The sequence below is a fragment of the Streptomyces sp. NPDC060064 genome (genome assembly GCF_042736455.1).
Taxonomy (GTDB): Bacteria; Actinomycetota; Actinomycetes; order Streptomycetales; family Streptomycetaceae; genus Streptomyces.
The window spans coordinates 123043-148878 of the sequence record NZ_JBHWWF010000001.1; the positions used below are offsets into that span (position 1 = coordinate 123043).

At 70.8% G+C, this 25836-nt stretch carries 20 protein-coding genes; 9 read left to right on the forward strand and 11 right to left on the reverse strand.

Annotation, left to right across the window (positions count from 1 at the left end; genetic code table 11):
• Positions 1-174: 174 nt before the first annotated feature.
• From ACFWDI_RS00640 to ACFWDI_RS00650, 3 genes are all read right to left on the reverse strand, one after another.
• Positions 175-1770: a transporter gene (locus ACFWDI_RS00640; protein WP_385300484.1), complete on the reverse strand. Its 1596-nt coding sequence runs from the start codon at positions 1768-1770 to the stop codon at positions 175-177.
• 14 nt (positions 1771-1784) lie between these two features.
• Positions 1785-2603 (reverse strand): ABC transporter ATP-binding protein, encoded by an 819-nt coding sequence (locus ACFWDI_RS00645; RefSeq protein ID WP_385300485.1) that lies wholly within the window; start codon positions 2601-2603, stop codon positions 1785-1787.
• Positions 2604-2668: 65 nt separating this feature from the next.
• Complete coding sequence (locus ACFWDI_RS00650; RefSeq protein ID WP_327328369.1) at positions 2669-3325, reverse strand: bifunctional DNA primase/polymerase; 657 nt, start codon at positions 3323-3325, stop codon at positions 2669-2671.
• 395 nt (positions 3326-3720) lie between these two features.
• On the opposite strand from ACFWDI_RS00650, the gene ACFWDI_RS00655 reads away from it, so the two are divergent.
• Both ACFWDI_RS00655 and ACFWDI_RS00660 read left to right on the forward strand, forming a co-directional pair.
• The gene (locus ACFWDI_RS00655; RefSeq protein ID WP_385300486.1) at positions 3721-5103 is read left to right on the forward strand and encodes a transcriptional regulator; all 1383 of its coding nucleotides are present in this window, start codon (positions 3721-3723) and stop codon (positions 5101-5103) included.
• Positions 5104-5231: 128 nt separating this feature from the next.
• On the forward strand, positions 5232-6869 hold the full coding sequence (locus ACFWDI_RS00660; protein WP_385300487.1) for a hypothetical protein: 1638 nt from the start codon (positions 5232-5234) through the stop codon (positions 6867-6869).
• Between the two features lie 46 nt (positions 6870-6915).
• Here the strand turns inward: ACFWDI_RS00660 and ACFWDI_RS00665 are convergent, their stop codons facing one another.
• A complete protein-coding gene (locus tag ACFWDI_RS00665; RefSeq protein ID WP_385300488.1) occupies positions 6916-8256 on the reverse strand; it encodes an ABC transporter substrate-binding protein in 1341 nt (446 codons plus the stop codon).
• Positions 8257-8429: 173 nt separating this feature from the next.
• Between ACFWDI_RS00665 and ACFWDI_RS00670 the strand changes: the two genes are divergently transcribed.
• Complete coding sequence (locus ACFWDI_RS00670; RefSeq protein WP_327328368.1) at positions 8430-8876, forward strand: hypothetical protein; 447 nt, start codon at positions 8430-8432, stop codon at positions 8874-8876.
• 110 nt (positions 8877-8986) lie between these two features.
• A complete protein-coding gene (purU, locus tag ACFWDI_RS00675; protein WP_385300489.1) occupies positions 8987-9838 on the forward strand; it encodes a formyltetrahydrofolate deformylase in 852 nt (283 codons plus the stop codon).
• A gap of 24 nt (positions 9839-9862) precedes the next feature.
• Here the strand turns inward: purU and ACFWDI_RS00680 are convergent, their stop codons facing one another.
• Genes ACFWDI_RS00680 through ACFWDI_RS00690 form a run of 3 tightly spaced genes read right to left on the reverse strand, consistent with a single transcriptional unit; the run spans position 9863 to position 16226 of the window.
• Positions 9863-11185 carry an extracellular solute-binding protein gene (locus ACFWDI_RS00680; RefSeq protein WP_385300490.1) on the reverse strand — a complete coding sequence of 441 codons (1323 nt, stop codon included), beginning with the start codon at positions 11183-11185 and terminating at the stop codon, positions 9863-9865.
• A complete protein-coding gene (locus ACFWDI_RS00685) occupies positions 11182-12330 on the reverse strand; it encodes a hypothetical protein (RefSeq protein WP_385300491.1) in 1149 nt (382 codons plus the stop codon). The genes ACFWDI_RS00680 and ACFWDI_RS00685 overlap by 4 nt, the downstream gene beginning before the upstream one ends.
• The gene (locus ACFWDI_RS00690) at positions 12327-16226 is read right to left on the reverse strand and encodes a tetratricopeptide repeat protein (RefSeq protein ID WP_385300493.1); all 3900 of its coding nucleotides are present in this window, start codon (positions 16224-16226) and stop codon (positions 12327-12329) included. Before ACFWDI_RS00690 ends, ACFWDI_RS00685 begins: the two co-directional genes overlap by 4 nt.
• Positions 16227-16262: 36 nt before the next feature.
• On the opposite strand from ACFWDI_RS00690, the gene ACFWDI_RS00695 reads away from it, so the two are divergent.
• Positions 16263-16568 carry a trypco2 family protein gene (locus tag ACFWDI_RS00695; protein WP_327324337.1) on the forward strand — a complete coding sequence of 102 codons (306 nt, stop codon included), beginning with the start codon at positions 16263-16265 and terminating at the stop codon, positions 16566-16568.
• A 268-nt stretch (positions 16569-16836) separates the two neighbouring features.
• Here ACFWDI_RS00695 and ACFWDI_RS00700 read toward each other — a convergent pair whose 3' ends face one another.
• Positions 16837-17820: an ArsR/SmtB family transcription factor gene (locus tag ACFWDI_RS00700; RefSeq protein ID WP_385300494.1), complete on the reverse strand. Its 984-nt coding sequence runs from the start codon at positions 17818-17820 to the stop codon at positions 16837-16839.
• Positions 17821-17977: 157 nt separating this feature from the next.
• Between ACFWDI_RS00700 and ACFWDI_RS00705 the strand changes: the two genes are divergently transcribed.
• Entirely contained in the window at positions 17978-19267 is a 1290-nt protein-coding gene (locus ACFWDI_RS00705; protein ID WP_385300495.1) for an alpha/beta hydrolase family protein, read from the forward strand.
• Positions 19268-19320: 53 nt separating this feature from the next.
• Here ACFWDI_RS00705 and ACFWDI_RS00710 read toward each other — a convergent pair whose 3' ends face one another.
• Positions 19321-19473 carry a hypothetical protein gene (locus tag ACFWDI_RS00710; RefSeq protein ID WP_385300496.1) on the reverse strand — a complete coding sequence of 51 codons (153 nt, stop codon included), beginning with the start codon at positions 19471-19473 and terminating at the stop codon, positions 19321-19323.
• Between the two features lie 409 nt (positions 19474-19882).
• Between ACFWDI_RS00710 and ACFWDI_RS00715 the strand changes: the two genes are divergently transcribed.
• Positions 19883-21274 carry an NAD-binding protein gene (locus tag ACFWDI_RS00715; protein ID WP_385300498.1) on the forward strand — a complete coding sequence of 464 codons (1392 nt, stop codon included), beginning with the start codon at positions 19883-19885 and terminating at the stop codon, positions 21272-21274.
• A 554-nt stretch (positions 21275-21828) separates the two neighbouring features.
• Complete coding sequence (locus ACFWDI_RS00720) at positions 21829-23250, forward strand: amino acid permease (RefSeq protein ID WP_385300828.1); 1422 nt, start codon at positions 21829-21831, stop codon at positions 23248-23250.
• On the opposite strand, the gene ACFWDI_RS00725 is transcribed toward ACFWDI_RS00720, so the two are convergent.
• Both ACFWDI_RS00725 and ACFWDI_RS00730 read right to left on the reverse strand, forming a co-directional pair.
• Positions 23247-24566, reverse strand: coding sequence for a maleylpyruvate isomerase N-terminal domain-containing protein (locus ACFWDI_RS00725; protein WP_385300500.1), 1320 nt, complete (start codon positions 24564-24566; stop codon positions 23247-23249). The two genes, ACFWDI_RS00720 and ACFWDI_RS00725, sit on opposite strands and share 4 nt — an antisense overlap.
• Positions 24563-25144, reverse strand: coding sequence for a sigma-70 family RNA polymerase sigma factor (locus ACFWDI_RS00730; protein ID WP_385300501.1), 582 nt, complete (start codon positions 25142-25144; stop codon positions 24563-24565). Before ACFWDI_RS00730 ends, ACFWDI_RS00725 begins: the two co-directional genes overlap by 4 nt.
• 283 nt (positions 25145-25427) lie before the next feature.
• Between ACFWDI_RS00730 and ACFWDI_RS00735 the strand changes: the two genes are divergently transcribed.
• Positions 25428-25802, forward strand: coding sequence for an STAS domain-containing protein (locus ACFWDI_RS00735; protein WP_385300502.1), 375 nt, complete (start codon positions 25428-25430; stop codon positions 25800-25802).
• Positions 25803-25836 lie beyond the last annotated feature (34 nt).

Below are 25836 nucleotides of genomic sequence, written 5' to 3' on the forward strand. Positions count from 1 at the left end.
CGGCTGACGGGTCTCCCCGCGACGGACCCCATCACGATGCTCACGATCACGACCGTGCGGTCCTCCTTCGGCGGCGCAGGAGACGCACCCCGGCTGCCCGGCCCGCCCGCCCCCGGGTACGGCTGCTGCTTCGGGTACGCGTACGGAGGCTGCCCCCCGTACCCCTGCTGCCACTCACCCCTTGCTGACCGCCGCCAGGATCTCCGGGAGCCTTCTCGCCGTCTGCGGCGCCGCAAGCCGCACCCCCGCCCACCCGACGAGCAGCCCGTACGCCGCGCCCACCGGCAGCAGCAGCCACAGCGCCGACTGGATGTTCGCAGCATGCAGCCAGATCGTCAGCGCGATCACCGGCGCGCACAGCACCGCCGCCGAGATCATGCCGCCGAAGATCGAGATCCAGGCGAGGCCGCCCTGACCGGGAGCGACGTTCTTGTACGCGCTGTCCTGCGGGATCGAGTACGGGAAGCGGGCCGACGCCACAGCTCCCGTCGCCAGCATCGCGCCCAGCAGCGCGAAGGACAGGCCCACCACTTCCGGCAGAGCCTGCCAGTCGCCGAGCAAGGCCGCGGTGAGGACAGTGACGAGGGCGGTGTACGGGAGTGTGATCACCAGCAACGCCAGTGCGCGGGCGCGCAGTTCGACGTACGCGTCCCGGGTGGACGAGATCGTCAGCGCCACCATCCAGAATGCCGAGGTGTCCTGGCCGAACTGGTTGTACATCTGGATGCCGAGCATCCCCGCCGCAAAGCAGGCGAAGTAGACCGAGCCCGTGCCCTGCAGTGCGTTGAACAGCGGCACGATCAGGCCGATCGCCAGCGCCGTCACCCACGCCGCCTTCGTCTTCGGGTCCCGCCACACATAGCGCAGGCTGCGCTGCATCACCGTGCTCGTACGGCCCTCGGGCAGCAGACGGTGGAAGCCGGTCGTGGACTCCTTGCGGGTCGGCTCCGAGGCAGCGGCCAGCGTCGAGCCGTCCGGCGTCGTCATCAGCTTGGTCAGGCTGCGCTGCCAGGACCACAGCAGAAGCAGCAGAGCGGCCGCCGACAACCCCAACTGCCCGATGACCACCGCGTACGAGCCCTCGCTCGCCGAGTCCACCGCGCCGATCGCCGATGCCGGCGGCAGCCACCGTACGATCTCCGCCACCGGATCGAGCGCCGACAGTCCGCCGGCCCGGCCGAGGCGCTGGGCACCGAAGTTGACGAACTGGATGCCGACCGCGATCACCAGACCGCTGAGCAGCGCCAGGTCGCGGCCCTTGCGGGAGGTCAGCAGCCGGATGTTGGCCGCCGCGACCGTCCGTGCCAGCGCCACGCACACCAGCAGGGTGAGGGGGACGGCCACGACAGAGACGAGCAGCGCGAAGACGCCGTGGGACAGCGCGATCGCCGACCCCACCGCCAGGCAGAGCGTGAACAGCGGGCCGATGCCCACCAGCGACGCCGCCAGCAGCGCCGAGACCAGCGGGCCCGGTCGCAGCGGCAGCATCACCAGACGGGTCGGGTCCAGCGTTTCGTCACCGCTGGGGAAGAAGAGCGGCATGAACGCCCAGCCCAGGGCCAGTACGGCGGTCAGCAGCACCACGACCGATTCCGCGTGATCGTTTCCGCGCAGTGCGATCAGGCCGATGAGCTGGAGCGCGGCGAAGAGCAGCGTGACGACGATCGAGGCGATGTACGCGGCTCTGCGGCCGGACGACTGGCGCAGCCCGTTGCGCAGCAGCGACAGCTTGAGACGGATGAAGACCGGGGCGAGGTATGCGCTGTTCAAGGCGCTGACGTTGCTCAACGGGTACCGCCGCCGAGCCAGTCCAGCGAGTGCCCGGTGTCCCGGCCGTTCGCGCCCACCAGTTCCAGGAACGCGCTCTGCAGGGACGGCGCATCGCCCCGTACCTCCGCCAGAGGGCCCTGCGCGCGGATCCGGCCGGCCGCCATCACCGCCACCCAGTCGCACAGCGACTCCACCAGCTCCATCACATGGCTGGAGAAGACGACGGTCGCGCCCGAGTCGGTGTACCGCTCCAGGACGCCGCGGATCGTCTGCGCCGAGACCGGGTCGACGCCCTCGAACGGCTCGTCCAGGAACAGCACTTCGGGGTTGTGGAGCAGGGCCGCCGCGAGCCCGATCTTCTTGCGCATGCCCGTGGAGTAGTCGACGACCAGCTTGTGCTGCGCGCCCGCCAGGTCCAGTACGTCCAGGAGCTGAGTGGCGCGCTTGTCGACCTCATCGCCCGCCAGGCCCCTCAACCGCCCGCTGTAAGCGAGGAGTTCACGGCCCGAGAGCCGCTCGAAGAGGCGCAGGCCCTCAGGGAGCACGCCGATACGGGACTTCACCTCGACGGGGTCGCGCCACACGTCGTGGCCCGCCACTTCCACCCGGCCCTGGTCCGGGCGCAGCAGGCCGGTCACCATCGACAGGGTCGTCGTCTTGCCCGCGCCGTTCGGCCCGACGAGGCCGATGAACTTGCCCGCGGGGAGCGTGAGATCGATGCCGGCCACCGCGGTCTGCTCGCCGAACCGCTTCCACAAGCCCTCAACACGAACGGCGGGCGGCGCCGTTCGCGCCCCGCCCGCCTCTGTGGCTCCCATCGCCTGGTCCGGCATGGCGCCCCGCCTTTCAGTGTCCCCGTATGTACGAGGCCACCTTATGGGTCACCTTGCGGGCCGCCTTATGCGCGGCGGATCCGCTTCGCGGCAGCCTCCCGCCCGCATGCGTATGCCAGCGGGCTGATCAGCTCGTCCGCGTCCGGCAGCCACCGGTTGGCGGTGGTGGGGCGGCGGGCCCACTGCACCGCGCCATGGCCGCCGATCCGGGTCGGCGGCGCAGCGACGTAGTGGCCCTCGCCGCGCGCGACGAGGTCGATGGCGCTCGGCACCCAGCCCAGGGTGCGGACCAGGTCGGGGGTTTTGAGTGCCGCGCCGGGCAGCACGAAGAACAGCATCCGGCGGTCGGGGGTGCAGGTCACCGGGCCGAGCGGGAGGTTCATCCGCTCCAGGCGGGCCAGCGCCAGGAAGCCGGCCGACTCCGGTACGTCGAGAGCGTCGAAGGTACGTCCCGTCGGCAGCAGGATCGACGCCTTCGGCTGCCTGGACCACAGTCGGCGTGCGGCGACCGCGCTGCCGGTCGCCTGGTTCGCCCAGTCCGGTCTGGCGGGGTGGGCGCCGGGCAGGGCGCATGCGGTGTCGCCGCACGAGCAGCGTTCCCTGCCCTCCACCGCCTCCAGCCAGGTGCCGGGGAACACGTCCCAGTGCCGCTCTTCCGCGTACCGCACGGCATTGTCCAGCAGCTGCTCACCTCGCTGCTGGGGGATCTGTACGGCTTCCATGACTCCGATGGTCTCTTCCACGACACACTCAACTCCCGCCACCACCTTGGGTTACGGGCGTCCCATGGGCGGTGCGTGGCGCATCGATCCTGCACACGGGGCGCATGGGTGCACGGGTGGGGGCGCGCATGCGGCTGGGCCGTGGTGGGCGGGTAGCCACAGGCAGTGGCGTCATCGCGAGGGGGAGGCGGCGATCCGGGAGGGCGACGGCGGCAGACGTCGTGGCTTCCGTGTGGCTTCTGTGTGCGTCAAGGCGGCCGCCTTCCGGAAAGGCCTTCCAGGGAATCTTCCGAATCTTCCCGGAAAAACGACCAACTCAGCCCAAGTCTGCATTCTCCGTATATCAGCCGGGCAGTGATCACTTCGATGGATCACCGCGGCCTCAGGGGGTAGTCATGGCAGCCAGGCCTCTCGTCGTCCGACAACCGAACGAACGATTGCAGGCGCTCATTCAGGAAGCCGGGTGTTCCAATGCGGGGCTCGCCCGTCGCGTCAACATGGTTGGCACGGAGCGCGGGTTGGACCTGCGCTACGACAAGACCTCGGTGGCACGCTGGCTGCGCGGGCAGCAGCCGCGCGGCCGTGCACCGGGCATCATCGCCGAGGCGCTGGGCCGCAAGCTCGGCCGTACGGTCACGATCGACGAGATCGGCATGGCGAACGGCAAGAACCTCGCGTCCGGCGTCGGCCTGCAGTTCTCGCCGACCGTGCTCGGCGCGATCGAGCAGGTCTGCGAGCTGTGGCGCAGTGACGTCGGCCGCCGCGACTTCCTGTCCGGGTCGGCGGTCGCGGCCTCCGCACTCGTCGAGCCGAGCCGCGACTGGCTGATCACCGGCGCGGACACGCAGGTCGCGCGTACGGCCGGAGCGCGGGTCGGCGTCTCGGACGTCGAAGCGGTACGGGCGATGACGAGCGCGCTGACCGACTTGGACCACCGCTTCGGCAGCGGGCATGTCCGGCCGGTCGTCGTGCACTATCTGAACAGCGTGGTCTCCGGTCTCCTCTCGGGCTCGTACCGCGAATCGGTCGGCCGTGAGCTGTTCGCGGCGGTCGCGCGGCTGACGGAGCTCGCCGGATACATGGCCGTCGACACCGGCCAGCCGGGGCTCGCCCAGCGCTACTACATCCAGGCGCTGCGACTGGCCCAGGCGGCCGGGGACCGGGGGTACGGCGGCTATGTGCTGGCGGCGTCCATGAGTCATCTGGCCGCTCAGCTCGGTAACCCTCGGGAGATCTCCCAGCTGGCACGGGCCGCGCAGGAAGGCGCCCGGGGCCGGGTCACACCGCGGGCCGAGGCCATGTTCTACGCCGCGGAGGCGCGCGGGCACGCCCTGCTCGGGGACGCCCGCACCTGCCACGAGGTGGCCGGCAAGGCGCTCGCCGCGCTGGAGCGGGCCGAGCCGTCGGCAGGGGATGATCCGGACTGGATCGCCCATTTCGACCACGCGTATCTCGCGGACGAGCTGGCGCACTGCTACCGCGACCTGGGGCAGGCGGAGGTGGCGGCGTACCATGCCGCAAACGCGCTGGACGGGCACCCGGAGTCGCGGGCCAGGCGGCGCGCGATCGGTCTTGTGTTGTTGGCCACTGCGCAGGTGCAGCAGCGTGAGGTGGAGCAGGCCTGTCACACGGGCACGCGTGCGGTGGAGCTGCTGGGGAGGCTGCGCTCGAGCCGGGGCGCGGAGTACCTGGACGACCTCCAGCAGCGCCTGGAGCCGTACGCCACGGAGCCTTCGGTGCGCGAGTTCGGGGCGCGGCTGGAGATTCAGGCCGCATGAGGCCGGGTGCCCCTTTAACAGCGACTTGAGTCCGCATCTTGTTACTGCTTCCGCGCGTGTGTGCGGAGCGGCTGAGGCACCGGGTAGCGTGAACCGACGGTTCAGTAGGCCCATACGTAGGAGTCCCGGTGACGCAAAGCGGACAGGGTGACGAGCGGCAGCTTCCTGCTGTGCGGCCCGCGCACGAAGGCGTCGTGCTGCCCGCCGACGGAAGTGAGCCCTTGATTCCAGGTGTCTCCGACCCACAGGTGGCTCCGGCGGGCGGGCAGCCGTGGGGCGAGCCCTGGGGGCCGCAGCAGCAGCCGGGGCAGTCCGACCAGGGCGGGCAGCCTGCCCAGGGCGGCTATGGGGAGGCGCCGCCGGGCGGGTACGGACCGCAGGGCGGGTACGGCGAGGTGTCGCAGGGCGGATACGGCGCGCAGGCTCAGTACGGCCCGCAGGCCGGGTACGGCGCGCAGGCTCAGTACGGCCCGCAGGCCGGGTACGGCGCGCAGGCTCAGTACGGCGCGCAGGCCGGGTACGGCGCGCAGCCGATGCCTCAGGCGGTGCCTCCACAGGGACCGGCTCCTCAGGCCCTGCCTCCGCAGGCGCTGCCCCCTCAGGCCCTGCCTCCACAAGCGCTGCCTCCGCAGGCGCCCGTCATGGGTGCCTCCGACGCGACGCAGTACATCCCGCCGGTGGCGCCCGTGGGCCCCGGAGCCCTGCCGCCGGAGACTCCCGCCGAGTCCACCCAGTTCCTCGGGACCGCGCCCGGTGCCATACCGGGTGCCATGCCCGGCCCCGGACCCGTATCGGGACCGGACGCCGAGGCCACGCAGTACATCGCAGCCGTACCGCCCGGCTCCGCCCCGCCCGCGCCCAACGCCGCGCCGTTCGGGATCCGGCCGGGGGCGCCCGGCGACCGGCAGCCGCCTGCCGAGTTCGACAGCCTCTTCCGTACGGACGGGCCCGCGGCCCAGCCCGCGGACGCCACGGCACAGATGCCCCGCTTCGAGGGTCCGCTCGGCGGCCGGCGGACGCGCCGGCAGCAGTCGCATCAGCAGCAACCGGCGCATCAGCAGCAGTATCAGCAACCGCAGTACCAGCAGCCGCAGTACGAGCCGCAGGACCATGAGCCCGAGCCCGATCGGCGCAAGTCCTCGCACGTACCGCTGATCGCCGCCGTCGTGGTCGGCTGTGCCGTCCTCGGACTCGGCGTCAGCGCAGTGATGTTCGGCGGCGAGGACGACGCCAAGAAGGAACCGGACGCCAGCAAGAACGTCGCAGCGACCTCCGACGCCCCCAAGAACTCTCCCGAGGCCGCCGCCGACCCCGCCAAGCAGCAGGCCGAGGCGCTCGACAAGCTCCTCGCGGACAGCAACAACAGCCGTGCCACGGTGATCAGTTCGGTGGAGAACATCAAGCAGTGCCAGAACCTGGACCAGGCGTCCACCGACCTGCACGGCGCCGCGGTGCAGCGGCGCGGTCTGGTGACCCGGCTCGAGGGCCTGACCGTCGACAAACTGCCCGACAATGCCGCACTGACTGCCTCGCTCACCAAGGCATGGCAGGCGTCCGCGTCGGCCGACGACCACTACGCGGCCTGGGCCCTGCAGGTCAAGAGCAAGAAGGGCTGCAAGGACGGCAAGGCCCGCAACACCGGCCAGACCGCTCAGGCCAACCGCGCCAGCGGTGACGCCACCAAGGCCAAGAGGGAAGCGTCCGGGCTGTGGAACGCCATAGCCCGTAAGTACGAGCTGACGGAGCGGCGCAGCGAGCAGCTGTAGCTTCCGGTCGGCCGGTCGGCCGGGCAGCCGACCGACCGACCCCCGGTCAGCCGGCGATGCTGGACGACGACAGCGTCTTGCTGACGTCCACGAAGCCCGGCTTCTGGGCCACCAGGCGTCCGTCGCGCACCACTTGGAAGGTCACGGCCCGGTTGACCACTCGCGGGAAGTCGGGCGTGCCGAGCATGTCCTCGAACTTCCAGCGCAGCACCGGAGTGAGGCCGCCGGTCGAGACCCGCACCCCGTTGTCGAGGGCCCGCGAGACCTTCCTGGGGTTGATCCTGTCGTCGTGGATCGACCGGATGACCGTCTTCAGCACGGTGTACGCGATCCATGTGGTCTGCACACCGGCGTCGGCCGGGTCGATGTCGTTGTCGCCGAAGGCGTACGTACGGATCATCTTCTGCATCTCCTCCCAGCGCGCATCGCCCGCGGTCGGGTACCAGCCGGTGATGTACGCACCCTCCAGGGGGCCCTTGCGGCCGCCGGTGCGGTCGATGAGCGGCTGGCCGACGCTGCCCATGACGGAGGAGATCCGTACCTTCCGGCTGTCCTCGGGCAGCCGCCGGAAGGAGTCGACGAAAGTCTCCGTGCGGTCACCGAGCGCGGCCGTGACACAGCCGGGCCGGTCGTCGCTCCCCGTTCCGAAGCCGCTCCGCGCACCTGCCTTCCTGCGTGCCTGCTCAGCCTGCGCGGTGTAGTCGGTCGCGTCCTCCGCGGCAAGGATGTCCGTGGACTTGCGCTGACTGTCCTCCGCGAGGCCGGAGTTGAGGAGCACGGGCATTTCGTCGCCGGCAAGGGAGTTGGGCCTTACCAGCGAGACCCGTTGGCAGACGTTCGCGAGCTGCTTGCCGTTGCCGGCGAGGAGCGCCGCCTGGCCGCCGTTGACCGGGTAGGACAGATAGCTGGTGAACTCCTCCTCGGAGATGCCGTATCCCCCGATGAAGGGGATGCCCGCGGCCTCCAGAGGAGCCATGAAGGCATCGCCGTGCTGGCTGTACGAGCCGACGACCGCGACCACGCCCTCCTTGACCGCACGCCGTGCGCAGTTGGCGGCTCCGGTGGAGGTGTTCTGTTCGTTGCAGGTGATGACGCGCAGCTCGTGCCCGTCGATACCGCCCTGTGCCTCGGCCCAGCGGGCGTAGGCCTTCGCCATGGCGGGCATTCCGGGCATGTTCGTCACCGAGGTCTCCTCCGGGGCGAACGTCATCACCGTGACGGGCTCCCTGGACCCCCCCGTGGCCCCAGGGAGCACACCACAGCCGCTGACCAGCGACGCTCCGACCGCCGCGACGGCCGTTGTCATACAGACGGCGCGAATCCGCACGGTCCGTGAGGGGCGGGTCCTTGAGGGGCGGGGGGAGGATGAACGTCGCCAACCGGTCATGGTGATGCACATTTCCTCCTCCCGGGTAACGGAAGAGTGAGCATTGATCAACGACGAGTGACGTCAAAGTGAATTACAGGGGGCTGTGGGGCCCCGCGACCAGGGAACGTACGATCGACGGCGTGCAGCAAGGTTCGGACACCTCTTCCCGCCGCGGCCGTCGCTCCTCCACCATGGGCGGCATGCCGCTCAATGACATGCCTTGGTGGCGCTGGCGCAGCAATGTGCGCTCGGCGCTGCACATGCTTTCCGACCCTGTCTTCCATGAAGAGTGCTGGCTGGCCGGCCGTGAGGGGTACGGCGACGTCACCGACGCCGTGTACCGCCTGGTCGAGGACACCTGGCTGGACAACTGGTCCGCGGAGAAGTACGTCGGGACGATCTTCCGCGACTCGGGCGAGGCCGCCCTGGTCGATGTCGCCGTCCTGCGCGTGCTGCGGATCATGCACCAGGTGGGTGCGGACGCTCCCGTGTCCGCCTATCTCGAACACCACGGCTGGCCCGAGGCCGTACGAGCCGCCCGCGAGGCGCATGTACGGCTGTCTGTCGCCGACGGCGAGGACCCGGACACTCCGCCGCGCTCGCTGGACGTGTTGCGGATCATGACCCGGTCCGCCTGAGATCCCTCTGAGTTCCGCCGAAGGCCGGGAGGTCGCTCGGGGTTTCGCCCGGTGTCCGGCTGACGGACGAGCACTCCGGCCGGGACCGGCGGGTGTGGCATCCTACGAAGATGACTGACCAGTACGTCCTGACGCTCTCCTGCCCTGACAAACAGGGCATTGTGCACGCCGTGTCGAGCTATCTCTTCATGACCGGCTGCAACATCGAGGACAGCCAGCAGTTCGGGGACCGGGACACGGGTCTGTTCTTCATGCGGGTCCACTTCTCGGCGGAGTCGCCGGTGACCGTGGAGAAACTGCGGGCCAGTTTCGTCGCCGTCGGGGACTCCTTCCAGATGGACTGGCAGATCCATCTCGCCGAGGAGCGGATGCGGATCGTCCTGATGGTCAGCAAGTTCGGCCACTGCCTGAACGACCTGCTCTTCCGCTCCAGGACCGGCGCGCTGCCGGTCGAGATCGCGGCGGTCGTCTCCAACCACAAGGATTTCGCCGAGCTCGTCGCGTCGTACGGGATCCCGTTCCATTACATTGCGGTCACCAAGGAGAACAAGGCCGCCGCCGAGGCGCAGGTGCTCGAACTGGTCCGCGCCGAGAAGGTCGAGCTGGTGGTCCTCGCCCGCTATATGCAGGTGCTCTCGGACGATCTGTGCAAGCAGCTGAGCGGCCGGATCATCAATATCCACCACTCCTTCCTGCCGAGCTTCAAGGGCGCGAAGCCGTACCACCAGGCGCACGCCCGGGGCGTGAAGCTGATCGGCGCGACGGCGCACTATGTGACGGCAGACCTCGATGAGGGCCCGATCATCGAGCAGGAGGTCGAACGCGTCGGCCACCAGGTCACGCCGGAGCAGCTGGTGGCGATCGGCCGCGACGTGGAGTGCCAGGCGCTGGCGCGCGCGGTGAAGTGGCACGCAGAGCACCGGATTCTGCTGAACGGCCGCCGTACGGTCGTTTTCGCCTAGGGCACGCCCTGGCAGCCGGGCCGTCTACGGCGAGGCGCCGACCGGGTTGTCGCACAGATCGTCCAGTACGAACGCCCCTTCCCGCTGCTGCAGGATCCGCTCCGCCTCCAGCTGTTCGAGCAGCCGGGTCAGCAGGTCGTGGTCCTGCGGGTGGCCCAGGAATTCCAGTACGGCGCGGTAGAACGCGTCGCGCAGGGTCGGCGGCATCGCGTCCGAGGCGTCCAGGCAGATCTGGCCGGCTCCTTCGAGCAGCTTCTGGACGTCGCGGGTGCCCTGCGACTGCGGCAGGGTGCCGAAGGAGCCGCCCGGGAAGTACGGCCGCTCCCCGGGCTTCGCCGCATTCGCCCAGTCGTCGCGGGCCGCGCGGGAGGTGAGCCGGCCGAGCAGGTCCCAGGCGGCGGCGCTGGGCTTGAACACCGCGGCCATGTCGCCGGAGACCTCGAAGGCATTCGCGCCGGATCCTCCAGCCTTCCCGGTCCTTCCAGGCTTTCCGGAATTTCCAGACTTTCCGGACTTGTCGGAGCCGAGGAAACGCGTGGTGGGCGTGGGCAGCACATCGTCCGTGTAGTGGCGGCGGATGAAGGAGCCCTGGTGCTCATGGGTGCACCTGCCGCTGTTCAGCAGCCCGTACCGGCCGTTCCTGAGCAGCTCGAAGCCGTTCTCGAGCCCCTCTTTTCCGAGCTCCCCCTTGTTCGCGGCGAGTATGCCGGCCCACTGCTCCCATGCCGGCCTGGTCTCCGGCCAGGGGGTCTTGCCGGTCGCCCAGCTCTCGTACGCGGCGGGTCCCTGGCGCTGCAGGAGCAGATCCTCCACCCAGTCCGTGCCCGGCCAGCCCGAGGTCGCGCCCGAACCCACGCCAAGACACCAGTCCGGGGTCTTCCCCGTATCTGCTGCGTGGCTCCACACGATCGACTTCAGGTCCAGCCGCACCGGCGCCCAGTACGCGTGCGTACGGGCCTCGCCGTCCTTGGTGTCGACGGTGACGGCGGGCGCCCACGGCGGAACCGCGGCACCCACCACGCTTTCGGGCAGCGGATAGGCGTCCCCGGCGCGGGCGTACGCCGCCAGGTCGCCCGGGCTGCTCACTATCGCCACATCCGGCGGCGCACCGGCCTGCAACTGGGCGACCAGGGTCTCGCGCAGGGAACGGGTGCCCTTGTAGACGTAACTGCGTCCGGTCCGCTTCTCGATGCCCTTCAGGGCCGCCAGGAACGGTTTCTCCTCGCCGTCGGTCCACGGGCCGAGGACGACCAGCGTCCGCTCCTCATCCGTGGCCGAGCAGCCGCCGGCCGTCACGGCGGAAGCGGCGAGCAGACAGCCGGCCAGCACAACCCTCAAGCACCTCATACGTCCCCGTACTTCCGTAGGGTGCGGCCGGCCGGATACGGGCGGCCGTAGAGGAAGAGCGTGACGCCGCAGGCGAGCGCACCCACGCCGCCGGCCGGCACGGCGATGCCCGCGGTCGTCGACCAGCCGTCGGGATGTGTGCCACGCATCACGGCGGCCGCGTCGAGCGCGGTGGACTCGATCCGGCGAGGGGCCGTGACGCGATCCGCGCGCACGTTCTCCAGGGCCCCGACGGCCGTACGGACCCGCTCCTGGGCGCCGTGCTCCTGTGCGCCGCCGACGGCCAGCAGTGCGGGGGTGAGGAGCACCGGCACCGCGGCCACCGCCAACTGCAGGCTGATCAGCCGCAGCCGGTCCCGCAGGAAGACCGAGGTGCCGACGAGGACGAAGGCGAAGAGCGCGGCCGCCAGCGCGGCGGCGCCGGCGGCCGTCACTGTCAAGGGGCTCCAGGCCACCAAGTCCCGGCTCTCATCCCGTAGTTGGCGTTCCAGCTCTCTGATGCGGTCCAGGATGGTGGTCGGCTCCTGCGGTGGAGTACGGGCTGTCGTGCCCTTGGGGCTGCCCAGCATGTCGGCGGCGTAGCCGACCCCGGCCGTGCGCAGCACGTCGGTCGTACGGTGCCGGTCCGCCCAGGCGATCTTGTCCCCGTAGGCGACGACCAGACCCGACACCACCCGCAGTTCCTGTTCCTGGGCCTTGTGCAGGGCCCTGGACTGCGCCACCTGGTTGAGGCTCTGTGAAGCCTCGGTGAGCAGCGAGCGGTAGGTCTCGCCGAGCTCGACCAGGCCGGGCTTCCCGGGGGTGCGGAGGAGCCGCGACACGGCTTCCTCCTGGGCCAGTTGGAGGGAGGTCCGGGCCTCGGCCAGATCCACCAGCGCGGGTGCGCAACGGTCCCGCAGCCGTTCCGTACGGCCGTGGATGTCGCCGTAGGCGGCGGCGGAGAGGGCGAGGGCGATCACGCCGAGTGCCGGCAGCACGAGCATGCGACGGCGCAGGAACGCGGCGGTGGGCCGGCTGCCCTCGGCGGTACGGCCGGTGGCGCGACGCCACAGTGCGGGGAAGAGGCGGCGCGGTACGGGAAGTGCCCGGGGCAGGGCCCGCAGTGCCCGGGACAGGGGTGCGGCGAGGCGGTTCGGCGGGTTCATCGGCCCTCCCCCGAGCCGGGCCGCAGCGAGCGTGGCAGCCAGGCGGTCAGTGGCCGCGGCGGCGTTCCCGTACGGCGGCCGTCGTGCCTCTCCCGGTCGCGGTCCCGGTCCCGGTCGCGGTCGCGGTCCCGGTCCCGGTCGCGGTCCCGCTTCCGGTCCCGGTGGTGCTTCAGACCGAGAGGACGGGTCCGGTAGGCGTTGTCGAGGAGTGCCTCGGCGAGGGCCGCGTCCTCGGCCCGGTCGGTGCGCGGCACCTGCTTCGCCAACTGCCGGTAACTGGCGGAGAGCTGCTCGCGCAGTTCGCGTTCCGTGGCCGGGACGTCTATCGCGGAGGGCAGCGAGGCGCGCAGCTCGGCCGGCGGATCGGCATCCTCGCCCTTCTCCCGTGCGGCGTGGACCAGTTCGAGGAGGAGCTCGCGCAGTTCCGCGGTGAGCCGTTCCTGGGACTGCCGGTCGGTGAGGCCCTCGTGACTGACCAGCCGGTGCAGTGCGGCGTACGCGCGCACCGCCGATGCCACGGTCGGCGGCGTGCCGTCGGCGGGCAGGCTCGCGTGGATGCGCACCATCGCCGTACGGGCGGCGGTGCGGTGCCGGGAGTCCGGCGGGACGCCGTCGAGGGACGCGAGGGCCCGTTCCGGGCTGCGGCGGGCGAGATGGATCCGGGCGAGCCCGAAGGCGGCACTGCCGAGCGCATGGTTGCGCCACCAGACCGTTTCGTAGAACTGCATGGCCTGCTGTTCGTGCGCCTCCCGCGCCTCGGCGGCCTGCGGCGCGCTGTCGTCCCCTGCGGCGCGCCAGTCGTCGGCCAGCTTCTCGTGGCAGTAGCCGAGCGCGAGCTTGGGCGCGAACTCGCCCGGAATGGCCCGGTAGACCTCGTCGAAGGAGGTCAGGGCGGGACGCAGCCGGCCGTGGGCGAGATCGGTCAGACCCTGGTGCCAGTTCAGCCGCCAGTCGTAGCGGGCCCGGTCGCCGAGTATGCGATGGGCTCCCTTGAGCTCTCTGGTCGCGGCTTCCAGCTGTTCGACCCGTTGCCGCAACTGGTCGCGGGCGAGCTCGAGATGGAGCCGGCAGCGCAGCAGATGGAGCTCGGGCGACTCCAGCCATTCGCCGCTGAGCTGGAGCAGTCCGACCGGGTCGTCGTACGAAGTGCGCTGCAGCTCCTTCCAGTTGGGGTCCTGCTGATCCGCCTTGGGTACGGGCAGGGCGACGGCGGCCTCGGCAGGTCCCGGCACCTGTGCGCCGAGGCGGTAGCTGCGGCTGCTGTCCTGTCGCCAGCGGTCCAGCGGCGGGGCCTTGCCCAGCTGCCCGTCCAGCGCCGTGGCCGCCCGGTCGAAGAGCGGCGACGGCTCGAAGGTCTCCACGCCGAGCCGCAGGGAGCGCAGTTCGCGCAGGACTCCGCGGAGCTGGAGAGCCATCTCCTGGGCGGAGGCGTACCGCTGCTTGGGATCGGGTGCCATGGCGCGGTGCAGGGCCCGCTGCAGCGACTCGGTGCCCAGGTCCGCGGGCGGCGCCGGGGCCTTGGCGAGGAGCTCGCTGAGGACGGCGCCCACGGTGTAGAGATCGCCCGCGGTGGTCATCTCGCCCGCGGCTCCGGTCTCCGGCGGCCGGTGGCTGACCGGTCCCGGTGCGCCGGGCTCGCGTACGCCCGCGACGTCGATGAGCTTGATGCCGTTGCCGCAGTGCAGGACGTTGGTGAGGGAGAGATCGCCGTAGACGAGACCTTCCTGGTCGTGCAGATAGCTGAACGCGTCCAGGATGCGCAGCCCGTACGCGACGATGAACTCGCGGACCCGGGGTCCGGAGAACGGCGGATCGTGCCGGGCGATCCGGGCCGCGACCCACTCCAGCGGCGCGCCGTTGGCGAACTCCATCACAATGAACTCCGCCGAGGACGACGGATGCCGTGCGTAGTTGACCACCCGGATGACGGACGGATGGTTGAGGCTGACCAGCCGCAGCCGCTCCTGGTGGGCCTGGAGGACGGCTGCGGGATTGCCCGGGTCGAGGATCCCCTTGAGCGCCACGGGCCGGTTCTCCAGCAGGAGATCGCGGGCGAGATACACCTGCCCGTGGCTGCCCCGGCCGAACGGGCCCACCACCTCGTACTGCTGGTGCAGCCGGTCGCCGCCCGCGAGCTGGTGCCCGGCCGGGGCGGTGACCAGCGCGTCGGGATCGCGTACGGCGACGACCGGCAGATCCGTGAGACCTTCGCCGGGCGGCTCCACCACGAACTCGTGCGGGCCCAGCGGGCCGGTCAGCGCCTGCTCGGCGCTCTCGGCCTCCAGCAGGGCCGTCTCGATGTCGACGGCGAGCCGGAACAGCGCGTGCGGCAGAGCGGGCGAGTCGAACAACGGACTGCCGCGCCGAAGCTGTTGGAGCTCCCGGCGGAGCCTCGGCGTCCGCGGCTCGGGCCGCCGCGGGGCGGGGCGGCCGCCCGTGACCGGGTTCGCGGGCAACTGCCGTAACCGCTGCTCGGTCTCGGCCAGCCGGGCCACGCGCGTCCCGAGCCGGTCCGCGCGCCGGTCGGGCCACTCGGGCTCGAGGAGTTCGGCGCGGACCTGCGCGAGCAGCGGGGAGCGCCGGTCGCTGAAGACGAGGAGCAGCCGGCTGTCGTCCCGGGCGCGCAGGGCCCGCAGCAGTGCCACGATCTCGGCGTCCGTGGAGGCGGACCGGTCGACGGCGAGGAAGGCGGCGAAGAGCGGCGGGCTCTCGTCGGCGATCCGGGCGAGCAGTGCCTGGTGGGGTGTACGGGACGGGGCGTCCGGTTCGGGTGTACGGGACGGGGCGTCCGGTTCGGGCGTACGGGACGGCGACTCCGGCTCGGTGGTACGGGACGGCGACTCGGGTTCGGGCGTGCCGGACGGCGGGTCCAGGCCTATGCGGCCGGCGGCGTGGACGGCGAGGTTCTCGACGGTGCGGTTGGTGGCGTCGACGGCGATGTCGATGCTGCCCACCTGCGGCTCGCCCGCCGAACTCCCGGACGCGGACGGCGGGCTCTGCTCCCGGTCCGCCAGCGTGAGGGCCGAGCGGATCGTGTGCAGCAGTTCGTGCTCGCCTTCACCGGCGAAGGCGAGTTCCACGGGGTCCGTGTCTTGTGCGCCGTCCAGCCAGCGGGTGAGCCGGCGGTGCAGCCCCGGGACCCGGCCCGAGGCGGTCCTGTCCGGGGCGACGGCGACATCGCGGGAGACGGCCCGGTGCCCCGTCACCGTCAGCCCCAGCCGCTCCAGAGGCAGATGCTTCAGCACCGTCTCGGTCGGGATCATGTACGCGTGCTCGCGCCGGACGGGCGCCTCCGGGGTGCCGAACTGGTGGGCCACGATGCCGATGAGGCGGCGCGAGCGGCTCTGGACGACCCCGGCGCCGCTGTAGCCGCGCCGGACCACGTACGCCGATCCCTCCGTGTCCAGCTGCACCCACTCGGGCGTGGGCGAGGGCCCGCCCCGCCCCATCAGCCGGGCGTCGAGGTGCTCGCCGCCCGGCAGGTCCTCCGGGTAGCCGGTGAAGTGCACCGGTTCCTTGCGCGCGGGGATCTGGCGGTGCAGTACGGCATGCGCCACGGGCGGCTCCTCGTCCAGCTTGAGCAGGGCGAGGTCGCCACTGAAGTGCGGGGTGGGCGGCACCAGATACTGCCGCAGCAGCCGGGCGGGCAGAGGTTCGGAGACGCCGCCGGAGAGGGTGATGTGCGGGACGTCGACGTAGACGGTGTCGAACGGGGTGCGGATGCCGGACCGGTCGGGGCGGGACAGCACCGTATGGGCGCAGGTGAGCACCAGACCCCCCGGGAGCAGCACTCCGGCCCCGAGCGGGCGGGTGGCCCGGTCCTGCGTACGGAGCAGACAGACTCGCCAACTCTCCTCGTGCGGCGCTGAGTTGGACGTGCGCAACGGCTCCCTCATACTGCTCAACGATAACTACAGGAGACGAGGTGCGCGATGGCTGAGCGTGACGACACCGCGGTGGCCGGGCTGGCCGAAGTGATCGGACAGGTCCGGGACGAGCTGGAACGGGCGCAGCGGGACGGCGAGGGCCGCGACCTCAAGTTCAGTGTGGAGAAGGTGAATCTGGAGTTCGCCGTGCAGGTGCGGCGGGAGGGCAGCGGCCGGGCCGAGCTGCGGATCGGGGTGGTCACGGCGGGCGGCGGCGGTTCGGCGGCGCGCGACCGTACCCACACGATCCAGATCGAGCTGAAGCCGCAGGGGCGCGACGGCAACCCGAACATCAGCGTGGGCGGCGAGTGACGGTACTGCTCAAGCGGCTTACAACGCGTCGTGCCCACGCCGGTGTTCGGGCCGCAAGTCAGATCCACCGGCGTCTTCACCGTCCCGTGCGCGCCCAACACCGCGTCTGTAAGCTCGAACAGATCATCGCGCCGAGCGGTCGGACAAGAGGGGAATCTGATCGAGCTTCAGGAGTGGCTGGCGCTGCGCGAGCGGGCCGGTCACGCGCCGGCGTAGAGGTGTAGCAGCGGGGTCCGTCTGCGGCCGAGCCGCCGTCGCGTACCTACTGTCAGCCGTTCGCGCGCCGCGTTCCAGTACGTCGCTGAACCAGCAGGCTCCCCAGAGCAGTGCGCTGATGCAGGACCGCCCGTCCGGCGCGGACCGTGGTGATCAGGCCGGCGCCGCGCAGCGCGGCGGTATGGGCCGAAGCGGTGGCATTGCTGACGCCCAGCCGCCGGGCAAGCTCACTGGTGGTGTGCTTCTCCCCGAGCCGGAGCAGGATGTCGAGGCGGGTCCGCCCGAGCACCACGGCCAGCGCGTCGTCCGTGCCCCCCGGACCGGTCGGCGCGAGCGGCAGGCCCGGACCGGCTGGACAGGTCACGACCAGGGGGTGGTCGGGCAAGCTGGAGATGAGGGGATGGCCGGTCCAGTGGAAAGTGGGCAGGAGCAGCACGCCGCGCCCGTGCAGAGTGATGTCCCGCTCCGGCCCCTCGAACTCCCAGACGCCCTCATGTAACCGGGTGCCGGGGACGAGTGCGGCGAGTGCGGCACCAATGCCGTGTTCGGCCACGGCCAGGGCATGGCGGGTGAACTCCGTCTGGTGCAGGTCCTGCACCAAGGTCCACACAGGGTGCACGACCGTTTCGAAGGCTGCGTGCTGGGCCCGGCGGAGGACTTGCCAGGCGTTGGCACCACCTTGGTGCAGCTCGCGGATCCACAGTGGCGCCGGGGACGTGTGCGTGGCGTATACCCGCTCGATTTCGGAGCGGACCAGGTCCGGACGCGAAGCTCGGACGGTGTCCAGTCCCTCCTGCAGCGTGTCGCTGAACACGTCGATGAAGTGGGGGGCCTCCTGTGCAGGGACCAGGTCCCTCAGCGCCTGGACGCTGACGGGCAGGGAGCGGAGCACCCGCTGTCTCCATCGGCCGAAGAGCAACTCCTCGTCGGGGCGGCACATCATCATCAGGGCCGCGTTCAGCTCCTGCAGCGGGGCCGGCCGGGGCGCGAACCGGACCCGCGCGAAGTCGGCGGCCGTGAAACGGATCCGGATCACTAGTCTCCCAGGCCGCGCCGCGCCATCGTTTCGGGCAGGGCCTGAACCCTCGCCCGCACTTCCTTCGAGCGTCAGCATTCAGGTATTGCCCCTTTGTTCATTCACTCAAGGGGCCGTCGGAAGACACAAGGACCAATGTCACAGAGGGGAGATAGCCATGTTTCGCAGGAAGACCGGCAACGGTGAGCGCGTGGGCCGCGCCGGTGCGCTTGAACGAGGCATTGATGCCGGCCCCGGGGGTGAGGGGATCGCCGTGGTGGACCGACGGACCGTCACCACCTCGGCCGTGCTGGCCGCCGCGATGCTGCTCACGGGCGGCGGCGTCGCGCAGGCACGGGCCGCGGGCGACATCACCGTGCGGTTGCCGCCTCCGACCGGCCCGCACCGGATCGGGGTCACCACGCTGCATCTGGTCGATCAGCGCAGGCGCGACCCGTGGGACAGCACCATCCCCGTCCGGGAAGTGATGGTCACGGTGTTCTACCCCGCTCGCACCGTCCGCGGCTATGCGATCGCACCGCAGATGACCCCCGCCGCAGCGGAGAAGTTCAAGGCCGTCGACCCCATCTACCTGCATCCGGAGTTGCCGAAGAGCGGTGTGGACTGGGCGGCCACCATGACCCACTCATGCGCGGGCGCGCCCGCACAGCCGGTCCGGCGGCCGGTGCTGCTGTACACCCCAGGAGGCGGTGACCCGCGCACCGTCGGCACCGGGGTCGCCGAGGAACTGGCCAGCCGCGGCTACGTGGTGGTGACCATCGATCATCCCGGCGAATCCAGTGCGGTCGAGTTTCCCGACGGCAGAGTACGAGAGTACGGATTGCCGGGAACCCCCCAAGACCCGCAGGTCTTCCGCACGATGATCGACTCCCGGCTCGCGGACACACGGTTCGTACTGGACGAGCTGACGACCTTGGCAGCCGGCCGGAATCCCGACGCGGAAGCACGCACGCTGCCCGAGAACCTTGGCCGCGCCCTGGACCTGCGGCGGGTGGGTATATACGGCCACTCGGCGGGCGGGACGACCGCGACCGAGGCGATGTACGAGGACCGGCGTATCGACGCGGCGGTCAACCTGGAGGGCTACCTGGACTACCCGCCGGACAGGCCCGGTCAGGAAGGTGAACTGCTCCCGTGCGCTCAGCACGGGGTGGACCGGCCATTGCTGCTGTTCGGGACCGACGGCTTCCGCGACGCGCGGTTCGAGCGTTCCTGGTCGGCCATGCTCGCCCACCCGGGAGAACGCATCAGCTGGCGGCAGCTCGACAACGCCACGCACTGGGTGTTCACCGACTACGCCGCCATAGCACCCCAGTTGCAGGCCACCGGACTGATGACCGCCAACGACCGGATCAAGCTGGTCGGCTCGATCGACGCGGCAAAATCGGTGGCCATGGTGCGCAACCACGTGCTCTCGTTCTTCTCCCAGCACGTACCTTCACCCTGAGGTCACCGCCATCTGTGACTGGCGACACGGTTCTCACCGGCACCTCATGTTGATCAGAAAAGGGCGATGGCGCGTAGGCGCCAGAAGGCCGTCCCGCCGGGCACGACGAGTGGGTGGCCGCCTTCGCGCAGACCGGACAGGCCCTGGCCCAACTGTCGCGCCACGGTCGGCTGACGCGGGGTCTGCGGGCTGCCCTTGCCCACCATGTGATCTTGCTGTCGTTCACTTTCTGTCCGGACCGGGGGGTTGAAGTGGCGTACCTTGCAACCAACTCTCCCCGGATGTGCGGCAGTTGCACCATGCGGTTCCGCAGATGCCCGGCCCCTGTCGCGGCTGGCCGCGGGCGGCATCGTGGGTTCCGGCGAAGCCGCCGCCGCCCTTTGCCCGTGCATCCCGGCTCGGCGGCCCAAACCGGTTCCTGCCGCCGGGTCCTGGCCTCGGCCCGTTGGTCCTGGTCCCTGGGTTGCCGCAGGCTGACCCCGCCGCCCCCCTACCCCGTCGGTCTTGTGCAGGCGTACAACCCATGGCCCTCCGATGTCAGACACAGGGACGAGCACACCGGCGGTGCAGGCCCCTAGCGTTCTCACCACCCGAGAGGTGAGGGAGTGCGCAGTGATGCCCGAGAGCGCAGCGCCACGGCAGTACTTCGTGGTGATCGGCAGTGACATGGCGCGCAGGGTTTGCGGTGTGCTGCAGTCGGCCGGACACCTTGTGTGTCACCTCGACCGTCCCGGGGACGAGGATCTGCGCCGGGCGCTGCGGCGGGAGGTGGCCGGCGTCGCGGTGCTCCTCGACGACGATGTGGAGTCCTTGCGCTACGCGCTCGCCGTTGAGCACATCCGCCCCAACGTCAAGCTGGTGGTGACGGTCTTCGACCGGACGGTCAGTGAGCAGCTCCTGCGCGTACTGCCGAACTGTCAGGTCACCTCGCCGGCCGATGTCGCCGCGCCCGTTCTCCTTGCCGCCTGCCTCCAGCCCGATCTGCTGAGCCTGACCGGGACACCTGCGGGCCACATAGGCGCTCGTTGGCAGGAGGGGGCCGTGCGCCTGGAGTCGTGGCGGCCGCCGCCCTCGCTGCGGTGGCGGGCCCGGCTGGGCAGGATCCGAGGGCAGCTGCGGCCGCACGACGGCAGCTCGCGGATCATGCTGACGGGCCTGGCCGGGCTGCTCACGGTGCTGCTGGCCGACTGGTCCTGGGCCGTGGCCCTGAACCACCGCCCGCCCGTGGAGGCCTTGTTCGAAGCGGCGCGAACGGTATCTGCCGTCGGCCCGGCGGCCGCCCATGGTTCGGACGCCTATCTGGTGTTCTCTGCCGTCGCGATGCTTGTCACCATTGTGTTCACCGCTGTGTTCACCGCGGGGATGGTCGATCGTCTGCTGGGACCGCGCGCGGTCGGCATCGTGGGCTCCCGTGCTCTGCCGCGGGCGGGGCATGTGGTCGTTGTCGGGCTCGGGCAGGTCGGCCTGCGCCTCTGCACCCAGCTGCAGGCTCTGGGCATCGGCGTGATCGCCCTCGAGCGGAATCCGGCAGCGCCGATGCTGCGTCTGGCCCGGGCACTGGGCGTGCCCGTGGTCGTCGCCGACGCGACCGACCGGTTCGTGCTGAGCACGCTCAATCTGCCGCAGGCGCAGGCGCTGGCCGCCGTGGCCTCCGACGACCTGGACAACATCGCCGTATCGGTGGCAGCCCTGGCCGTCGCACCGGAGTTGCGGGTGGTCATGCGCGCGGGAGAGCACGAGGCCATCGCAGAGACCCGGTCCCTGTTCCGGATCGGCGACGTCCACGACCTCAACAGTCTGACCGCCGCGTATACGACCGCGAGCCTGAGCGGGCTGCGGCCGCGGGGCGTGGTGACACACGACAAGCGGCTGCTGGTGCAGTGCGGGGACGGGGCTTTCGTGCCGTGGCCGTCGGCAGAGCGCTGCGATCACCCGCCGGAAGGCGACGCCCCGGCGGAGATCGTCGACGCCTACCTCCCTGGCTGCCATCCGGCCACCTGGCCGTGACAGGTCCAGACAGCCACCGGATGCGGGAACCTCGGCCGTATCACCGCCGCCGTCGCCGGGCTGTCGCCGTGCCGGAGCTCTGCCGTAGCGCCGGGCCGTCGCCGTGCTGGTAGGGCGAATCGGGCTGCACATCCGCGACTGCGTTTGAGCATGTGTCTGAACAGCGCTCCAACGCGCGTGACATCTGTCCATGGTGGCCCGGCCGCGCCCGCTCCTATCGTCTGCGTACCCCGAATCCGCGCGCCGGGTCACCCCCTGGCGCTCCCCACCCTCACGTGTCCTCGCGCCCCCGGCGGCTCCATGTAGCCGAGCCCGATGAGCCGGACGGCCGTCCTCACCCGACACGTGGGCATCGGCAACGGCGACAGGCCGCGAACAGGCAGACCCGATCGGCCTGCCTTCCGGCCTCCCGAGTGGTCGTACACACCGTCGTCCCACCCGTGCTCGGCATGTGCACGACCCCGCAGGCCGGTTTTGCCCCGACCTCTTCCCTCTGTCCCGATTCCATTCCTCTGTAAGGACTGAGCATGAGCGCGCACCCCACGAACACCGACATGGCTTCGCCACCCCGTGAGAGCGGGCAGACGCCGTCCGCGGACGGCCTCAGTGCCGGGCTCAAGAACCGTCATCTGTCGATGATCGCGATCGGCGGTGTGATCGGCGCCGGCCTGTTCGTCGGTTCCGCTTCCGGGATCGCGGCCGCCGGCCCCGGCATCCTGCTGTCGTACGCCCTGGTGGGCGCGATGGTCGTCTTCGTCATGCGGATGCTCGGCGAGATGGCCGCGGCCCACCCCACCTCCGGCTCGTTCTCCGCCTACGCCGACCGGGCGCTCGGCCGCTGGGCCGGCTTCTCCATCGGCTGGCTGTACTGGTTCTTCTGGGTCGTGGTCCTGGCCGTCGAGGCCACCGCCGGCGCGAAGATCCTCGAGGGCTGGGTCCCGGCCGTCCCGCAGTGGGGCTGGGCCCTCATCGTCATGGTGGTCCTCACGGCGACCAACTTGGCCTCGGTCGGCTCCTACGGCGAGTTCGAGTTCTGGTTCGCCGGTATCAAGGTCGTTGCCATCGCCGGCTTCATCGTGATCGGCGCTCTGGCGGTGTTCGGCGTACTGCCCGGCTCCGGCCACGAATCTGTGGGCCTGGCCCATCTGACCGGCCACGGCGGGTTCCTGCCCAACGGCCCCGGGGCGATCCTCACCGGCATCCTCATGGTCGTCTTCTCCTTCATGGGAAGCGAGATCGTCACCCTCGCCGCCGGTGAGTCCGAGAACCCGCGACGCGCCGTCACCAAGGCCACCAACAGCGTGATCTGGCGGATCGGCGTCTTCTACCTCGGCTCGATCCTGGTCGTGGTCTCTCTGCTCAGGTGGGACGACCCGGCGATCAAGGAGAAGGGCTCGTACGTAGCGGCGCTCGACGCGATCGGCATCCCGCACGCCGGCGAGATCATGAACGTCATCGTCCTTACCGCCGTGCTGTCCTGCCTCAACTCCGGCCTGTACACCGCCTCCCGCATGGCCTTCTCGCTCGGCCGGCGCGGTGACGCACCCACCGCATTCGCCCGCACCAACAGCCGCGGCGTGCCGCAGGCCGCCATCCTGGGATCGGTCGTCTTCGGCTTCGCCGCCGTCTTCTTCAACTACCAGTGGCCCGACACGGTGTTCCTGTTCCTGCTGAACTCCTCCGGTGCCATCGCCCTGTTCGTCTGGCTGGTCATCTGCTTCACCCAGCTGAGGATGCGTCCCATCCTGCTGCGCGAATCACCGGACAAGCTCGTCGTGCGGATGTGGCTCTTCCCGTACCTGACCTGGGCGACCATCGCAATGATCTCCTTCGTCCTGGTCTATATGCTCACCGACGACGCCGGGCGCGAGCAGGTGATCCTCTCCGCACTGGTCGCGGCACTGGTCGTGGCGATCTCGCTGGTCCGGGACCGACTGCGCGCCACCTCCTCGACAGGATCTTCATCAGTCCTCTAGAGCCTGCTCAGCGACGCCGCCGCGAACAGCACGTCCCGGATCGCCTCCCGGTCGCCGTCCTGGCCCGCCGCGGCCTCCTCCGGCGAGACATGGCCCGCCACCAGTCGGCAGAACTCCACGCCATCCAGGGCCACTTGAGCCACCGCCTGGTCCGCGGAACCGATCGCGGCCGGGGAGTCCAGGGCGATGTACCAGCTACCACCGCCCGAGCCCTCGACCTCCAGATGCAGCGACCGGCCCGGTGCGCCGGCCGCGACCAGATGTCTGGCCGGTCCGGCGAGGCCCGCCCGTCTGCGGTCGGCGAGCGCGGCAGGCAGCAGCCGGGCCGCCAGATCGATCATCCCGTGCAGATAGGAACCGCTCGGTGGCTCGTACGGGTAGTCCACCGCGTCCGCGATGTCGCCCGCGTGCATCCAGCACTCGAAGGCGCGGTCCAGCAGGGAGTCCCGCAGTGGAAGGGCGAAGTTCCCGTACGAGACGGACAGTTCGGCGGCGCCGCGGCCGGCGAAGGAGACCGTGCGGATCAGTGTGTGGCTCTGGTCGCGCCAGGGCTCGCGGACGGTACGGGTGGGCGGCAGCTCCGCGGTGCGCCAGAAAGCCTCGGTGCGCGCGGTGGGCACTCTCGGCGCGTCGGGCCCGAGGGGATCGTCCAGCCCCAGCGCGCCCGCGACCAGTCCGTCGACGGTCATGAGATGGCCGATGACTCCGGCGACGGTCGTTCTGCGGCTCACCTGCCGTTCGCCCTCGAACCATTTGAGGCGTACCGGCGCATGCCATTCCGCCTCGCCGATGTCCCGCAGCAGCGCGTCGAGCCGCGCCGTCTCCGCGTCGTACGGAGTCGCCCAGGCCGGCACCGGGATACGGGCGGGCCTGCGGACCAGGCAGTTCTCGAGCACCCGGAAGCGCAGCAGCGGGTCGAGGTCCAGGTCCCGGTCGGTGTGCAGCAGAGCGACGGCGTCACGCAGCCGCAGGGCCTCGTCCGCGCAGGGCGCGCAGTCGCCGAGGTGCGCCTCGACGGCCGCGGTCTCCTCGGCGGAGCAGGCGGACAGCGCCCAGGCGCCGAGCAGTGACTTCAGCACGCTGTGCGAAGGCCCCTCCCCGTCGCCGCCACCGGGTCCGCCACGACCCGTCTCGGGCCGGCCACCCGGTGGTGCGGGCGGCACACGCGGCGCGGTCGGTACGGGCGGCAGCGGGACGATGCGCGCCGGCGGATCCAGATCGTCCGGCGCCCACCGCGGTCCCGGTATACGCGGCACGCCGCGCCTCTCGTCGCGGCCGTCGTCGGCGCCGCGGCCGCCGTCCAGAGGCCCGTTCACAAGGAGCGTCCGTACCGGGGCGGGGACGAGCCCTCCAGGGGGCGGGTCTGGGCGGTGGAGAGCAGTTGCAGGCCCAGCCGCAGCCGGCGCCTGGCCTCGTCCTCGGTGACCCCGAGGTCGGCCGCGGTCTGGCGATAGTCCCTGCGCTGGAAATAGGCGAGCTCCAGTGCGGCCCGCAGTGGCGCCGGCATGGAGGTGACGATGTAGTCGGCGCGGGCCGCCACTGCCGCCCTGCGGACCTTCTGCTCCAGCTCCTCCGTGGTGCCCTCGCCGCCTTCCGCGAGCGCGGCCGCCTCGGTCTGGCGCAGCCGGTGGACGGCCTGGCTGTTGGTGAGTCTGGCGACCCAGGACCGCATCGAGCCCTTCTTGGGGTCGTAGGCGTCGGGGTTCTCCCAGATGTAGCCGAAGACTTCGCGGGTGACCTGGTCGGCCGCCGTGTCGTCGTCGAGCACCCGGTGGGCGAGCATGTGCACCAGCGAGGCGAACCTGTCGTAGAACTCGCCGAGGGCAGCGGCCTCTCCCCGCGCGAGCCGCTGCTGCATCCTGCGGTCCCAGCGCGGTGGTGTGTCCTTTGCCATACGGCCCCCAAGCCTGCGCTTTGTGCCTGTCGCCCCTTCGAATGTAGTGCGCGGGGCGGGAGACGCACGCATCTTTGCGGCAAGTGTGCGCCGGAGGAGGGCCGGGATGCCGGGAGACCGATGGCCGTGAGCATCGTGTTTCGGCTGTGGGCATCGTGTTTCATGGGTGAGCGGTGGGGCAGCCGCGAGGGGAAGGACAGCTTCCGGATTTCCGTGTCCGCCGGTCGGCGTCTGCCGGCCGGCGGTCGCACGGCTCCGGATCGGCAGGAGGAGAGGTCCGGTCATGATGCTCAAGGTGGACGAGACCCGGCACGGCGCGTGGACCGTGCTGCACGTCTGCGGCGAGCTGGACCTCGTGTCCTCGCCCGTGGTGCGTCAGCATGTCCATGACGCGGTCGCCGTCGGCCGCCGCGACCTCGTGCTCGACCTCTCCGAGGTGCTCTTCTGCGACTCCAGCGGCGTCGGCGTGCTGATCGCCGCCCGCCGGCTGCTGCGCTCCTGCCAGGGCCGGATGCGGCTGATCCTCCCCGCCCGCGGCGCGGAGGACGGTTCGCACGTCAACCGGGTCCTGGCCGCCCTCGGCGTGCGCCGGCTCTTCGAGGTGTACGCGGACGCGGGCTCGGCCGTCGACGAGGAGGCCCAGCCGCTCTCCGCCTGACCGCAGTCATGGCGTGACGCTCCGCCGTCACCGG